1 protein-coding gene is annotated in these 16,559 nt (G+C 73.9%); it reads left to right on the forward strand.

Going from position 1 to position 16,559, the window contains the following annotated elements; genetic code table 11:
- Nucleotides 1–9 precede the first annotated feature (9 nt).
- The gene (locus tag OHA81_RS24995) at nucleotides 10–16,551 is read left to right on the forward strand and encodes a type I polyketide synthase (protein ID WP_443056659.1); all 16,542 of its coding nucleotides are present in this window, start codon (nucleotides 10–12) and stop codon (nucleotides 16,549–16,551) included.
- Nucleotides 16,552–16,559: the final 8 nt, after the last annotated feature.

Genomic DNA, 16,559 nt, shown 5'->3' on the forward strand with positions numbered 1-16,559 from the left:
CCTCTCGGCATGAACAAGGACTCGGTGGGACCCAGAATGTCCAATGACGACGCCAAGCTTCTCGACTACCTCAAGCGGGTCACGGCGGATCTGCACCAGACCCGCCGACGGCTCCAGGAGGTCGAGAACCAGGACCACGAACCCATCGCCATCGTGGCGATGAGCTGCCGCTACCCGGGAGGCATCAGCACCCCGGACGACCTGTGGCGGCTCGTGGCCGAGGGCCGCGACGCCATCACCACCTTCCCCACCGACCGCGGCTGGGACCTCGACGGCCTGCGCGGCGGGGAAGGGGACGGAGCGGACACCTCCGGGTCCGGCGGCAGCTACGTCAACGAAGGCGGCTTCGTCCAGGACGTCGCCGGCTTCGACGCCGGGTTCTTCGGCATCAGCCCCAACGAGGCGCTGACCATGGACCCCCAGCAGCGGCTGCTGCTGGAGGTGTCCTGGGAGGCCATCGAGCGGGCCGGCATCGACCCCGTCTCCCTGCGCGGCAAGCCCGTCGGGGTGTTCGCGGGCTCCGGTATCCAGGACTACGAGTACCTGATCGGCGCGGCGGGCGAAGTCGCCGAGGCGTACATGACCACCGCCAACGCCGCCGCCGTCATCTCCGGCCGCATCTCCTACACCCTGGGTCTCGAAGGGCCGGCCGTCACCGTCGACACCGCCTGCTCCTCCTCGCTCGTCTCCCTGCACCTCGCCGCGCAGGCGCTGCGGCAGCGCGAATGCTCGCTGGCCCTCGCCGGCGGCGTCATGGTCATGTCCACCCCGTCGCCGTTCATCGCGTTCAGCCGCCAGCGCGGGCTCGCCCCCGACGGCCGCTGCAAGGCCTTCGCCGAAGCGGCCGACGGCACCGGCTGGTCCGAGGGCGCGGGCATGCTCGTACTCGAACGGCTCTCCGACGCCCGCCGCAACGGCCACCCGGTCCTCGCCGTCGTCCGCGGCAGCGCGGTCAACCAGGACGGCGCCAGCAACGGCCTGACCGCCCCCAACGGACGCGCGCAGCAACGCGTGATCCGCCAGGCGCTCGCCCACGCGAAACTGCCGGCCTCGCAGGTCGACGTCGTCGAGGGGCACGGTACGGGCACCACCCTCGGCGACCCCATCGAGGCACAGGCGCTGCTCGCCACCTACGGCCAGGACCGCCCCGAGGACCGGCCGCTGTGGCTGGGCTCCATCAAGTCCAACATCGGGCACGCCCAGGCCGCGGCCGGTGTCGGCAGCGTCATCAAGATGGTCATGGCCCTGCGCAACGGGGTGCTGCCGCAGACCCTGCACGTGGACGAGCCCTCCAGCCACGTCGACTGGTCCGCGGGGCGGGTCCGGCTGCTGGCCGAACCCCGTACGTGGGAGCGCGCCGAGGGCCGGCCCCGGCGCGCCGGTGTCTCCGCGTTCGGCGTCAGCGGAACCAACGCCCACGTCATCCTCGAAGAGGCTCCCGTCGAGGCGCCGTCCGAGGCGTCCCCGGAAGCGGCCGACGCCCCGGCGCCCGACACGGCGGCGCTGCCCGCCGTCCTGCCCTGGCCGGTGTCCGGCCGCGACGCCGACGCGCTCGCCGCCCAGGCCGCCCGGGTGCACGCGCACGTCACCGGCCTCCCGGAACAGGACTCCGCCGCGGACCTCGGCTACTCCCTCGCCACGACCCGCGCCGCCCTGGACCACCGCGCGGTCGTCCTCGCCGCCGACCGCGAGGGCGCCCTTGCCGGCCTCGCGGCGCTGGCGCAGGGGCAGCCGCACCCGAACGTCGTGCCCGGCGTGGTCACCAAGGGCGCGACCGCTTTCCTGTTCACGGGCCAGGGCGCCCAGCGGCCGGGCATGGGCCGTGAGCTGTACGAGGTGTTCCCGGTGTTCGCCGGGGCCTTCGACGCGGTGTGTGCGGAGGTGGACCGGCATCTGGGGCGGTCGTTGCGGGAGGTGGTGTGGGGCGAGGACGCGGACGCGCTGAACGCCACCGCGCTGGCGCAGCCCGCACTGTTCGCGCTGGAAGTCTCCCTGTACCGGTTGGTGGAGGCGTGGGGTATCACGCCAGATGTGGTTGCCGGGCATTCGATCGGCGAGCTGGCCGCCGCGCACGTGGCGGGGGTGCTGTCGCTGGCCGATGCGGCCGAACTCGTCGTGGCGCGCGGGCGGTTGATGCAGGCGCTGCCCGCGGGCGGGGCGATGCTCGCCGTGCAGGCCACCGAAGAAGAGGTGCTGCCGCTCCTGACCGACGGTGCGGGCGTCGCGGCGGTCAACGGACCGGACTCGGTCGTCGTCTCCGGCGCCGAGGCCGCCGTACTGGCCGTGGGCGAGCACTTCACCGCCATCGGCCGCAAGACCAGCCGGCTCGCCGTCTCGCACGCCTTCCACTCGGCGCTCATGGACCCGATGCTGGACGCATTCCGAGCCGTGGCATCGCGGTTGAACTACTCCGAACCGATCGTGGCGGCCGTCTCCACCGTCACCGGTGAGCGGGTCGGCGCGCAGTGGCAGTCCCCGGACTACTGGGTCGGGCAGGTCCGCGAAGCCGTCCGCTTCGCCGACGCGGTGAGCGCGCTGGAACGCCAAGGCGCCGTCCGGTACCTGGAGATCGGCCCCGACGGCGTCCTCACCGGTCTCGCGCAGCAGAGCGTGGACTCCGAGCAGGCCGTCCTCGTCCCCGCCCTCCGCAAGAACCGCCCCGAGCCCGAGGCCCTCATCGCCGCCGTGGCCCGGCTCCACACCTGCGGCGCGCCCGTCGACTGGGCGGCGTTCTACGCCGGCACCGGCGCGCGCCGCGTCGGGCTTCCCACGTACGCCTTCCAGCGCACCCGCTACTGGGTCGAGGGCACGGGCGCCCTCGGAGACCTCTCCGCCGCCGGGCTGGCCGCCGCCGGACACCCGCTGCTCGGCGCCGTCGTGTCCCTGGCCGACTCCGGAGGGGTGGTCCTCACCGGCCGCGTCTCGGTCTCGGCGCAGCCGTGGCTCGCCGACCACCTCGTGGGCGACTCCGTGGTGTTCCCCGGCACCGGTTTCGTGGAACTGGCCGTCCGGGCCGGTGACCAGGTCGGCTGCGACTCGCTCGAAGAGCTCATGCTGCAGTCCCCGCTCGTGCTGCCCGAGCGCGGAGCCGTCGCCCTCCAGGTCGAGGTCGGTGCGGCGGACGCCGCCGGACGGCGTCCCGTCAGCGTCCACTCCCGGCGGGACGACCAGCCCGACCAGCCGTGGACCCTGCACGCGGCCGGCGTCCTCGCGGCCGGACCCGTCACCGCCGCAATAGCCGCGGCCGGCCCCGCCAAGGCCGCCACCGACGCCTTCGACCTGGCGGCCTGGCCGCCGGCCGGCGCCGCCCCGATCGACACGGCCGGGGTGTACGAGGCGCTCGCCGCGGCCGGGCTCCCCTACGGCCCGGCCTTCCGCGGCCTGACCGCCGCCTGGAGCGCCGGCACGGAGGTCTTCGCCGAAGTCGCCCTGCCCGAACGGGCCCGCGCCGACGCCGCCGCGTTCGGGCTGCATCCCGCCCTCCTCGACGCCTCCCTCCACGGCTCCGTCTTCACCGACCTGTTCGCGGGCGCCGAAGGCCCCGTCCTGCCGTTCGTCTGGACGGGCGTACGGCTGCACGCCTCCGGGGCCACCCGGCTGCGCGTCCGCATCACCCCGGACGGCTCGGGCGGGCTCGCGCTGGCCGTGGGCGACGAGACGGGCCGCCCCGTCCTCTCGGTGGACTCCCTCGTCCTGCGCGAGGTCTCCGCCCGGCAGCTCGCCGCCGCCCGCACCGTCGCCCACGAGTCCCTCTTCGCCCTGGACTGGGCCGAGCTGCCCGTCGTCCCCGCCGCCGACGCGGCCCCGGCCGACTGGGACACCCTGCCCGCCGACGTGCCCGTACCGGAGACCGTCGTCCTGCACTCCGCGCCCGCCTGCGACACGGACGGGGTACGGGCCGCCACCGGCCGGGTGCTCGCTGCGCTGCAGAGCTGGCTCGCCGACGAGCGGTACTCCGCCTCGCGCCTGCTGATCGCCACCCGAGGAGCCGTCGCCCTGCCCGGCGAGGACGTCACCGACCTGGCCGGAGCGGCCGTCTGGGGCCTGGTCCGCTCGGCGCAGGCGGAGCACCCCGGCCGGTTCCTCCTGACCGACCTCGGCCGCGACGCGGAGCCGGCCCTCGCGGTGGCCGCCGGCGAACCCCACACCGTCGTGCGCGGCACCACCGTGCACGGAGCCCGCCTGACCCGCCTCACCGACGACCCCGAGCGGCGCGTGCAGCCCGACTTCGGCAACGGCACCGTCCTGGTGACCGGCGCCACCGGCGCGCTGGGCCGTCTCGTCGCCCGGCGGCTGGTCGAAGCCCACGGCGTACGGAACCTGCTGCTGGTCTCCCGGCGCGGCGCGGACGCCCCCGGCGCGCAGGAACAGCTCGCCGAACTGCGGGCCCTCGGAGCCGAAGCAACCCTCGCCGCCTGCGACGCGGGCGACCGGGACGCCCTGGCCGCGCTCATGGCCGGCGTACCCCTCACCGGCGTGGTCCACCTCGCCGGAGTGCTCGACGACACCCTCATCGGCTCGCTGACCCCGGAGAGCCTGGAAGCCGTCCTGCGGGCCAAGGCGGACGCGGCCCTGCACCTGCACGAGCTGACCCGGGACCTGGAGCTGTCGGCCTTCGTCCTGTTCTCCTCCGCGACCGGGGTCCTCGGCGCCCCCGGCCAGGGCAACTACGGCGCCGCCAACGCCCTGCTCGACGGCCTCGCCACCCACCGCCGCGCCCACGGCCTGCCCGCCCGGTCCCTCGCCTGGGGGCTGTGGGCGAGCGGCATGTCCGGCACCCTGACCGAAGCCGACCTCCAGCGGATGAGCCGCACCGGCATCGGCGCCCTCACCGCCGAGTACGGCCTGGACCTCTTCGACCGCGCCCTGACCGTCGACATCCCGGTCGTCCTGCCGATCCGGCTCGACGTACGGACCCTCGCGGCCGCCGGCGACGCACTGCCCCCGCTCTTCCGGGGCCTGGTCCGCATACGACCGCGCCGCGGCGCGGTGACGGCGCCCGAGGACGCCGGCTCGCTGCGCGGGCGCCTGGCCGGGCTGGACCGGGAAGCGCGCGTCGCCCTCCTGCTGGACCTGGTGCGCACCCAGGTGGCGGTCACCCTCGGCTACCCCGGACCACACGCGGTGGACGAGAGCCGCGCGTTCAGCGAACTGGGCTTCGACTCGCTGACCGCCGTCGAGTTCCGCAACGCCGTCAGCGCCGCCACGGACGTACGCCTCCCCGCCACCCTGGCCTTCGACTACCCGAACCCGCGCGCCCTCGCCCGTCACCTGCTGGACGAACTCGACGGCGCGGACAGCCGGTCCGGCCCCGCCGCGGCCACCGCGGTCCGGACCGCCGGCGAGGACGACGACCCCATCGTGATCGTCGCCATGGCCTGCCGCTACCCCGGAGGGGTGGACACCCCCGAGGCGCTGTGGCGGCTGGTGGCCGACGGCGTGGACGCCGTCTCCGGCTTCCCCGACAACCGCGGCTGGGACCTCGACCGCATCTACGACCCCACCGCCGAGCGCCCGCACACCAGCTACGCCCGCGAGGGCGGATTCCTGCACCGGGCGGGCGAGTTCGACCCGGCGTTCTTCGGCATCAGCCCCAACGAGGCCGCCCTCATGGACCCGCAGCAGTTCCTGCTGCTGGAAACGGCCTGGGAGGTCTTCGAGCGCGCCGGGATCGACCCGGAGACCCTGCGGGGCAGCATGACCGGCTGCTACGCCGGGATGATGTACCACGACTACGCCGCCAACAACAGCACCGGCGCCATCGCCTCCGGGCGCGTCTCGTACGTGTTCGGCCTGGAGGGTCCGGCGGTCACCGTCGACACGGCGTGCTCGTCGTCCCTGGTGGCCCTGCACATGGCGGCCCAGGCCCTGCGGTCCGGGGAGTGCTCGCTGGCGCTGGCCGGCGGTGTCGCCGTCATGGCGACCCCGGAGGTCTTCGTCGAGTTCAGCCGTCAGCGCGGCCTCGCCCCCGACGGCCGCTGCAAGTCGTTCGGCGCGGACGCGAACGGAACGGGCTGGGGCGAGGGCGCCGGCATGCTCCTCCTGGAGCGGCTCTCCGACGCGCGCCGCAACGGACACCCGGTACTCGCCGTCGTCCGCGGCTCGGCGCTCAACCAGGACGGTGCCAGCAACGGGCTGACCGCCCCGAACGGCCCTGCGCAGCAGCGGGTGATCCGCCAGGCACTGGCGAACGCCGGACTGACGACGGCGGAGGTCGACGCCGTCGAGGCCCACGGAACGGGCACGGTGCTCGGTGACCCGATCGAGGCGCAGGCGCTGCTGGCCACGTACGGGCAGGGGCGGCCGGAGGGGCGGCCGCTGTGGCTGGGCTCCGTCAAGTCGAACATGGGGCACACGCAGGCTGCGGCGGGCGTCGCGGGGATCATCAAGATGGTCATGGCGATGCGGCACGGCGTGCTGCCGCCCACCCTGCACGCGCAGGAGCGGTCGGACCAGATCGACTGGACGGCGGGGGACGTGGAGCTCCTGACCGAGGCGCGGGAGTGGCAGGCCGAGGGCCGGCCGCGCCGCGCCGGCATCTCCTCGTTCGGCATCAGCGGGACGAACGCCCACGTCATCGTGGAGGAGGTCACCGACGAAGCACAGCCGACGGCCGAGGCGGGACACACGACCCCTCAGCCCTGGGTGCTGTCGGCGAAGTCCGCCGCTGCCTTGGCGGGCCAGGCGGAACGCCTGCTCGCAGTGGCCGACGTCCATCGGCCCGAGGACATCGGATACACCCTCGCGACGGCCCGCAGCACGATGGACCACCGCGCGGTGGTGACGGGCGACGAGGCGGGCCGGCTGGGTGCCCTTGCGGCCCTGGCGGCGGGGGAGGAGCACCCGGCCCTGGTGACGGGTCAGGCTCAGCCCGGTGGGCGGACGGCGTTCCTGTTCACGGGGCAGGGGGCGCAGCGGCTGGGGATGGGTCGTGAGCTGTACGAGGCGTTCCCGGTGTTCGCCGAGGCCTTCGACGCCGTGTGCGGGGAGGTTGACCGGCATCTGGGTCGGTCGTTGCGGGAGGTGGTGTGGGGTGAGGACGCGGCCGCGCTCGATGCGACCGCGTTGACGCAGCCCGCACTGTTCGCGCTGGAAGTAGCGCTGTTCCGGTTGGTGGAGGCGTGGGGTGTCACGCCTGGTGTGGTTGCCGGGCATTCGATCGGTGAGCTGGCCGCCGCCCATGTGGCGGGGGTGCTGTCGCTGGCTGATGCGGCAGAGCTGGTGGTGTCGCGTGGCCGGTTGATGCAGGCGTTGCCTGCGGGTGGGGCGATGCTCGCCGTGCAGGCGACGGAAGAGGAAGTGCTGCCGCTTCTGACCGAGGGTGTGGGTATTGCGGCCATCAACGGGCCGCAGTCGGTGGTGGTTTCGGGTATCGAGGCTGCTGTGCTGGCCCTCGGTGAGCACTTCACGGCCGAAGGTCGCAAGACCAGCCGTCTGGCCGTCTCGCACGCCTTCCACTCGGCCCTCATGGATCCGATGCTGGACGAGTTCCGTGCCGTCGCTTCCCGGTTGACGTTCTCTACGCCGCAGATCCCGGCGGTGTCCACCGTCTCCGGTGAGCTGTCGCTGGACTGGCAGTCGCCTGAGTACTGGGTCGGTCAGGTCCGCGAGGCCGTCCGCTTCGCGGACGCGGTACGGACCCTGGAGCAGCAGGGAGTGACCCGTTTCCTGGAGATCGGCCCGGACGGCATCCTGACCGGCCTCGCGCAGCAGGGTGTGGAGTCCGAGCAGGCGGTCCTCGTACCCGCCCTCCGCAAGAACCGCCCCGAACCCGAATCGCTCCTCTCGGCCCTGGGACGGCTCCACACCGTCGGTGTCCGCGTCGACTGGCGTGCGTTCTCCCCCGCCGACGCCCCTCTGCGCCGCGTGGAGCTGCCCACGTACGCCTTCCAGCGCACCCGGTACTGGGTCGGCACCGAGGAGTACCTCGCGAACTCGTGGATCGGGACGGGTGGCGGCAGCATGGCGACCGCCGGGCTGACCGATGCCGGTCACCCGCTGCTCGGTGCGGTCCTGCCGTCCCCCGACACGGACGTGGTCACGTTCACCGGTCGGCTGTCGGTGGGCTCGCACGGCTGGATCGCCGACCACGACGTGCTCGGGTCCATCCTGCTGCCCGGCACGGGCTTCGTGGAACTCGCGGTCCGCGCCGGGGACCAGGTCGGGTGCGGGGTGCTGGAAGAGCTCGCCCTCCAGGCTCCCCTCATCCTCCCCGAGCGCGGCGCCGTGACCGTTCAGATGGTCGTCGGGGCGGCGGACGCCACCGGACGGCGGTCGGTCAGCGTCTACTCGCGCGCCGAGGAGCGGCCGGACCTGCCGTGGACCCTGCACGCAGACGGTGTCCTCGCCCCGGATGCCGCAGCGCCCGACTTCTCCCTGGCCGCCTGGCCCCCGGCCGGTGCCGACGTACTGCCCCTGGACGGCGCCTACGAGGGCCTGCGCGAGCGCGGCTTCGGCTACGGACCGGTCTTCCAGGGCCTGACGGCGGCCTGGCGGCTCGGGGACACGTTGTTCGCCGAGGTCGCCCTGCCCGAGCAGGCCCACGCGGAGGCCGCGGAGTTCGGGCTGCACCCGGCCCTGCTGGACGCTGCCATGCACGCCGCCCTCGTGAACGGCACCGGCGGCGACGAAACGGTACTGCCCTTCGTGTGGCAGAACGTCACCCTTCACGCGACGGGTGCCACCGCCGTACGGGTGCGGATCACCCAGCCCAGCCCGGAGAGCCTCTCGCTCCAGGTGACCGACACCACCGGCGCGCCCGTCGCGACGGTGGGCGCGGTCGTCGGCCGGCCCGTCTCCACCGAACAGCTGGGTACGGACGGCGCGGATTCCCTCTTCCACATCACCTGGAACCCGCTGCCGGACGCGGCGCCCGCCACCGCCCACGGGCCGGGCATGCGCTGGGCGGACCTGCCCGAGGACGGCCCGGTCGACGGCCCGGTCGTCTTCGAGTGCCCCGTCACGGACGGGGACGACGTCCCTGCCGCCGTGCACGCCCTGGCCAACCGTGTCCTGGGTGTGGTGCAGGAGTGGTTGGTGGGTGAGCGGTTCGAGGGTGCGTCGTTGGTGGTGGTCACGCGTGGTGGGGTGGCTGTTGTCGACGGTGAGCCGGTGGATGTGCGGCAGGGTCCGGTGTGGGGTCTGGTGAGGGCTGCGCAGGCGGAGAATCCTGGTCGGTTCGTGCTGGTCGATTCGGATGGTTCGTTGGATGTCGCCGGGTTGGTGGCGTTGGGTGAGCCGGAGTTGGCGGTGCGGGGTGGTGGGGTGTTGGTGCCTCGTCTGGCTCGTGTGCCGGCTGTGGAGGGTGTCGGGCCGGTGTGGGATGGCTCGGGCACGGTGTTGGTGACGGGTGGTACGGGTGGTCTGGGTGCTTTGGTGGCCCGGCATCTGGTGGTCGAGCACGGGGTGCGGCATCTGCTGTTGTTGGGGCGTCGTGGTCCGGATGCGCCGGGTGTTGCCGAACTGGTGGGTGACCTGGCCGGGTTGGGCGCGAGCGTCTCGGTAGTGGCGTGTGATGTGTCTGATCGTGGTGCGTTGGCTGCTGTGTTGGCGGGGGTGGATGGGGCGCATCCGTTGTCGGGTGTGGTGCATGTGGCGGGTGTGGCGGACAACGGTGTGGTGGGTGCGTTGTCGGCGGCGCGGTTGGATGCGGTGTTGGGTCCGAAGGCGGACGCGGCGTGGCATTTGCACGAGTTGACGAAGGGTATGGGTCTGTCGGCGTTCGTGATGTTCTCGTCGGCCGGTGGTCTGGTGCTGGCGGCGGGGCAGGGCAATTACGCGGCTGCGAATGTCTTCCTGGATGTTCTTGCGGCTCATCGGCGTGCTGAGGGTTTGCCGGCCACCTCGATGGCCTTCGGCCTCTGGGGCGTCAACACCGGTATGACCACCATGCTGGACCTCGCCGAGCAGCGCATGGCGGCCCAGGGCCTGCCCGCCCTGTCCCAGGACGACGGGCTCGCACTCTTCACCCTCTCCCTGCGCTCCGGATACCCCGCCGTTGTTCCCCTGCGCATCGACGCGAACGTCCTGCGCGGCCGGGCCGACGAGCTGCCCGCCCTCCTGCGCGGCATCGTCCGCGTCCCCGTACGCCGGTCCGCCCGGTCCTCGGACGGCGCCGAGGGCTTCGCCGCCCGTCTCGCAGGGCTGGACGCCGCCGACCGCAGCGCCGCGCTGCTCGACCTCGTACGGACCCAGGTCGCCGGTGTACTCGGGCACGCCTCGGCCGACGCGATCGAGCCGGAGCGGGCGTTCAGCGAGCTGGGCTTCGATTCCCTGGCAGCCGTCGAGCTGCGCAACCGGCTGGGCTCCGTGACCGGGCTGCGGCTGCCCGCCACGCTGATCTTCGACTACCCCAGCGCGCGGGCGGTCGCCGACCACATCGGCGCCGAGGCCGCCGGCTCCGCCCACTCCGCGCCCGCGCCCGCCCGTGCCCCGTCCTCCGTCGGGGGAGCGGACGCGGACGACCCGATCGTGATCGTCGGAATGGGCTGCCGCTACCCGGGCGGTGTGACCACTCCCGAGGAGCTGTGGAAGCTCGTCGCGGACGGTGTCGACGCCATCGGCGGGTTCCCCGCCGACCGGGGCTGGGACCCGGAGGTCTACGACCCGGAGCCCGGCACGCCGGGCCGCACGTACGCCAAGGAAGGCGGGTTCCTCTACGACGCGGCGGAGTTCGACCCGGTCTTCTTCGGGATCAGCCCCAACGAGGCGCTGATGATGGACCCGCAGCAGCGGCTGCTGCTGGAGGTGTCCTGGGAGGCCATCGAGCGCGCGGGGATCGACCCCACCACCCTCAAGGGCGGAGCGACCGGGGTGTTCGCCGGTGTGATGTACCACGACTACGCGCTCGGGGTGGAAGCCGCGGCCAGCAGCGGCGGCAGCCTCGTCTCCGGCCGTACCTCGTACACCCTCGGCCTCGAAGGGCCTTCGGTCACCGTCGACACCGCCTGCTCGTCCTCCCTCGTCGCCCTGCACATGGCCGCCCAGGCGCTGCGCTCGGGGGAGTGCTCCCTCGCGCTCGCCGGCGGCGTGGCCGTCATGGGCACCCCGGGCATGTTCGTCGAGTTCAGCCGGCAGCGCGGGCTCGCCCCCGACGGCCGCTCGAAGTCCTTCGCGGCCTCGGCGGACGGAGTCGCCTGGGGTGAGGGCGCGGGCGTGCTGCTCCTGGAGCGGCTCTCCGACGCGCGTCGCAACGGCCACCCCGTCGTCGCGGTCGTCCGAGGCTCCGCGCTCAACCAGGACGGTGCCAGCAACGGCCTGACCGCCCCCAACGGGCCCTCGCAGCAACGCGTCATCCGCCAGGCGCTGGCGAACGCCGGGCTGACGGCGGCCGAGGTCGACGCGGTCGAGGCGCACGGCACGGGAACCACCCTCGGTGACCCCATCGAGGCGCAGGCACTGCTCGCGACCTACGGCCAGGACCGGCCGGCGGACAAACCGCTGTGGCTGGGCTCCATCAAGTCCAACATGGGGCACACGCAGGCTGCGGCGGGCGTCGCCGGCATCATCAAGATGGTCATGGCGATGCGGCACGGCCTCCTGCCCAAGACCCTGCACGTGGACGCCCCGTCCGACCAGGTGGACTGGGCGGCGGGCCGGGTGGAGCTGCTGACGGAAGCGCGCCCGTGGCAGGCCGGGGACCGGCCCCGCCGGGCCGCAGTCTCGTCGTTCGGCATCAGCGGCACCAACGCCCATGTGATCGTCGAGGAAGCCGCCGCGGTACCCGGCGAGAGCGCCCTCCGAACCGAACTCCCGGCCACTCCATGGGTGTTGTCGGCGAAGTCCCCGCAGGCGCTGGCCGCGCAGGCGGAACGTCTGCTGGAGCGGGTCTCCGCCGAAACGGACACCGACGCATCGGACATCGGGCTCTCCCTGGCCACCTCGCGCACCACCTTCGCCCACCGGGCGGTGATCGTGGGCACGGAGCGGGCGGAACTGCTGCGCGGTCTGACCGCACTGGCCCAGGACCGCAACGCACCCGTGGTCGTACGGGACCAGGCCCGCCGGACCGGGAAGACCGCCTTCCTCTTCACGGGGCAGGGGGCGCAGCGGCTGGGGATGGGTCGTGAGCTGTATGACGCGTTCCCGGTGTTCGCCGAGGCCTTCGACGCCGTGTGCGGAGAAGTCGACCGGCATCTGGGTCGGTCGTTGCGGGAGGTGGTGTGGGGTGAACACGCGGCCGCGCTCGATGCGACCGCGTTGACGCAGCCCGCACTGTTCGCGCTGGAGGTTTCTCTCTACCGGTTGGTGGAGGCGTGGGGCGTGAAGCCCGATGTCGTCGCCGGGCATTCGATCGGTGAGCTGGCCGCCGCCCATGTGGCGGGGGTGCTGTCCCTGGCGGACGCGGCCGAACTCGTCGTGAGCCGGGGACGTTTGATGCAGGCGTTGCCTGCGGGTGGGGCGATGCTCGCCGTGCAGGCCACCGAGGAAGAGGTGCTGCCGCTCCTGACCGACGGTGTGGGTATTGCTGCGGTCAACGGGCCGGACTCGGTCGTCGTCTCCGGTGTCGAGGCTGCTGTGCTGGCCCTCGGTGAGCACTTCACGGCTGCCGGCCGCAAGACCAGCCGTCTGGCCGTCTCGCACGCTTTCCACTCGGCTTTGCTGGATCCGATGCTGGACGAGTTCCGTGCCGTCGCTTCCCGGTTGGCCTATGCCGAGCCGCGCATCCCCGCGGTGTCCACCGTCTCCGGTGAGCCGTCGCTGGACTGGCAGTCCCCCGAGTACTGGGTCGGGCAGGTCCGCGAGGCCGTCCGCTTCTCCGACGCCGTACGGACCCTGGAGCAGCAGGGAGTCACCCGCTTCCTGGAGATCGGCCCCGGCGGGGTCCTGACCGGCCTCGCCCAGCAGAGCCTCACCACGGACCGGTCCCTCTGCGCGGCTGCTCTGCGCAAGGACCGGGGTGAGTCCGAGTCGCTGGTCACGGCGCTCGCGCAGCTGCACGTGGACGGCGTGCGCGTCGACTGGCAGGCCCTCTACGCCGGCACCGGCGCCCGGCGCGTCGACCTCCCCACCTATCCCTTCCAGCGCAGCCGCTACTGGGTCGACGCCGCCAAGCCCGCCACCGACGCCGTCGCGGTCGGCCAGGGGGCGCTGGACCACCCGCTGCTGGCCGCCGTCCTGGCCTCCCCCGACTCCGAAGCGGTGACCTTCACCGCCCGCATCTCGCCGGACGCGCAGCCGTGGGTGGCCGACCACGCCGTCCACGGCAGCGTCCTCCTCCCCGGAACCGGCTTCGTGGAGCTCGCGCTCCAGGCCGGTGACCACGTCGGATGCGCCCACCTTGAGGAACTCACCCTCCAGGCGCCGCTCGTACTCCCCGAACGCGCGGGTGTCGCCGTGCAGGTCGTCGTCGGGGAGCCCGACGACAGTGCCCGGCGGGCCGTACAGGTCTACTCGCGCCCCGAGAACCGGCCCGACGAGCCGTGGACCCGGCACGCGGACGGTTTCCTCGCCCCGGCGAGCACCGGGAATGCCGGAGGCACCGTGCCGGGCGACGGTGGCGGCCCCACCGTCTGGCCGCCCGTCGGCGCCGAGGCACTCGACACCGACGAGCTGTACGACCGGCTCGCGGAACGCGGCTTCGGCTACGGTCCGGTCTTCCAGGGCCTGACGGCCGCCTGGCGGCTCGGCGAGGCCCTGTACGCGGAGATCGAGCTGCCCGAGCAGGCGCACGCCGACGCCGGGCGGTTCGGGCTCCACCCGGCGTTGCTCGACGCGTCGATGCACGCCCTCGGCTTCGGCGGTCTCGGCGCCGACGAGGACGGCGGGCAGGCCCTGCTCCCCTTCTCCTGGGCGGGCGTCACCCTGCACGCCGCGTCCGCGACCGCCGTGCGGGTCAGGCTCGCCCCCGTCGAGGGGCAGCGCAACGCGGTGCGCCTGGACCTCGCCGACCCGGCGGGGGCGCCCGTGGCCTCCGTGGCCGCCCTGCTGCTGCGGCCGGTCGCCGCTCGGCAGTTGCCCGCTGTCGGCGGCTTCCGGGACGCGCTGCTCGCCGTCGACTGGGTGCCGGTGCGGGGCGGGTCCGGGCCGCGCGGGCCGTGGACGATCGCCGGGCCGGGTCTGGAGGTCGCCGGGGTCCCGGTGGTCGCGGGCCTCGACGCGCTCGGCGCGCCGGGCGCGGAGGTGCCGGACACCGTACTCCTGCCGGTGCTGCCCGGCGGCCCGGCCGCAGGCGGGGAGGCGCAGGTCACCGCCGGGGTGCGGACCGCGGTGGACACCGCACTCGCCGCCGTCCAGCGGTGGCTGGCGGAGCCGGCGTTCGCACGCTCCAGGCTGGTCCTCGTCACACGGGCCGCGTCGGCCGTCTCGGACGGCGACCCCGTCGACGTACGGCAGGCACCCGTCTGGGGCCTGGTCCGCGCCGCGCAGGCGGAGAACCCCGGCAGATTCGTCCTGCTGGACCTGGAGGACGCCGAGGTGTCCCCGAAGGCGCTGGCCGCGGCCCTCGCGACCGACGAGCCGGAACTGGCCGTCCGCCGGGGCACGGTGCTCGCCCCGCGCCTCACCCGCTCCACCGCCGCGGGCGGCGCGAGCCCCTGGGACGCCGACGGCACGGTCCTGATCACCGGTGGTACGGGAGGTCTCGGCGCCCTCGTCGCCCGGCACCTCGTCACCGAGCACGGCGTGCGGCACCTGCTGCTCACCAGCCGGCGGGGCCTCGGCGCCCCCAACGCGGCCGGCCTGCGCGACGAACTCGTCGCGCTGGGGGCCGAGGTGGACATCGCCGCCTGTGACGTCTCCGACCGCGAGGCGGTCGCCGCCCTGATCGGCTCCGTCGGCCCCGAGCACCCCCTGCGCGGCGTCGTACACGCCGCGGGTGTCGCGCACAACGGCCTGATCGGCGCACTCACCCCCGAGCAGGTGGACCACGTACTGCGTGCCAAGGCGGACGCAGCCTGGCACCTGCACGAGCTGACGGCAGGGCTCGACCTCACCGCGTTCGCCCTGTTCTCCTCCGCCGGCGGCCTCGTCATGGCCGCCGGGCAGGGCAACTACGCGGCGGCCAACGTGTTCCTCGACGCGCTCGCCCAGCACCGCCGCTCCCGCGGCATGGCCGCCACCTCGATGGCGTTCGGCCTGTGGGACACCGAGACCGGCCTCAGCCAGTGGCTCGGCGAGGCGGACCTCCAGCGCATGCGCCGTACGGGAACCCCCGCGCTCTCCGAAGAGGAGGGGCTGTGGCTCTTCGACGCGGCGGTCGCCGCCGACGCCCCGGCGCTGGTCCCGCTCCGGGTCGACCTGGGCGCCCTGCGGGCCCGTACCGACGAGGTACCGGCCCTGCTGCGGGGCCTGGCACCCACCGCCCGGCGCCGGGCCGGTGCGGCGGCCGCGGCCACCGACGCGGGGGCGCTGCGCGAGCGGCTGCGCGGTCTCGGCGACGCCGAACGGGAGCGGGCCGTGCTGGACGCCGTGCTCACGCACGCGGCCGAGGTGCTCGGACACGCCGACGTGGGCGCGGTCGACGCCGAAGCGGGCTTCCTGGAGGCCGGGTTCGATTCGCTGACCGCGGTCGAGCTCCGCAACCGGCTGAACGCGGCCTGCGGGCTGTCCCTGCCGGCGATGGTCGTCTTCGACAGCAAGAACCCGCTCGAACTGGCCCGGCTGCTCGCCGCCCGGCTGGCGGCGGCGCAGGGCGAACAGGGCCGGGACGCCGCTTCGGCGGCGCCGTCGCAGAGCCCGCTCGACGACACCCTGTACGGGCTGTTCCTCGACGCGATCATGTCGGGCAACCTCCAGCCCGGGCTGGCGATGCTGCGGTCCGTGGCCGCGCTGCGGCCTTCCTTCGCCTCGGCGGCGGACCTCCCGGAGCTGCCCGCGGCGGTGTCGTACGGCGCCCGCCACCAGCAGGCCGCCGGGGGGCCGAAGGCGCCCCGACTGATCTGCCTCAGCACGCCGACCGTGGCCGGCGGTGTGCACCAGCACGCGCGGCTCGCGGCCCGGCTCTCGATGCCGGTGTCGGGTATCCCCACCCCGGGCTTCGGGCGCGGGGAGTCGCTGCCGGAGTCCTTCGAGGCGGCGGTCGACGTACTGGCCGAAGCCGTGCTGCGGGCCGCGGACGGTGCACCGTTCGCCCTGCTCGGCTTCTCCTCGGGCGGCCTGCTCGCCCACGCCACGGTGGCCCGCCTGGAGCGCGCCCACGGGGTGCGGCCGGCCGGACTCGTCCTGCTCGACACGTACTACATGGGCGGGACCAACGACGCGCTCTTCGACCAGATGGCGTTCGCCGTCCCCGACAAGGCGGCCACGCTCGGCTCGTTCAGCAGCGCCGAACTCTCCGCGATGGGCCGGTACGTCGAGCTGCTGCCGCAGTTCCGCCAGGACCGGATCGAGGCGCCGGTGCTGTTCGTCCGGGCCGGGGACCTGTTCGCGCAGGCCGAGGACTCGGCGATCGCTCCGGACGCGCCCGAAGCCGACTGGCAGGCCGACTGGGAAGGCGCCGACACCGTGGCGACCGTCCCCGGCACCCACTTCACGATCGTCGAACAGCACGTCGACACGACGGCCCCCGTCATCGACCGGTGGCTGACGGAACTCAAGGAGCGGATCTCCTGATGCCCGCG

Source organism: Streptomyces sp. NBC_00667, from assembly GCF_036226825.1.
Taxonomy (GTDB): Bacteria; Actinomycetota; Actinomycetes; order Streptomycetales; family Streptomycetaceae; genus Streptomyces.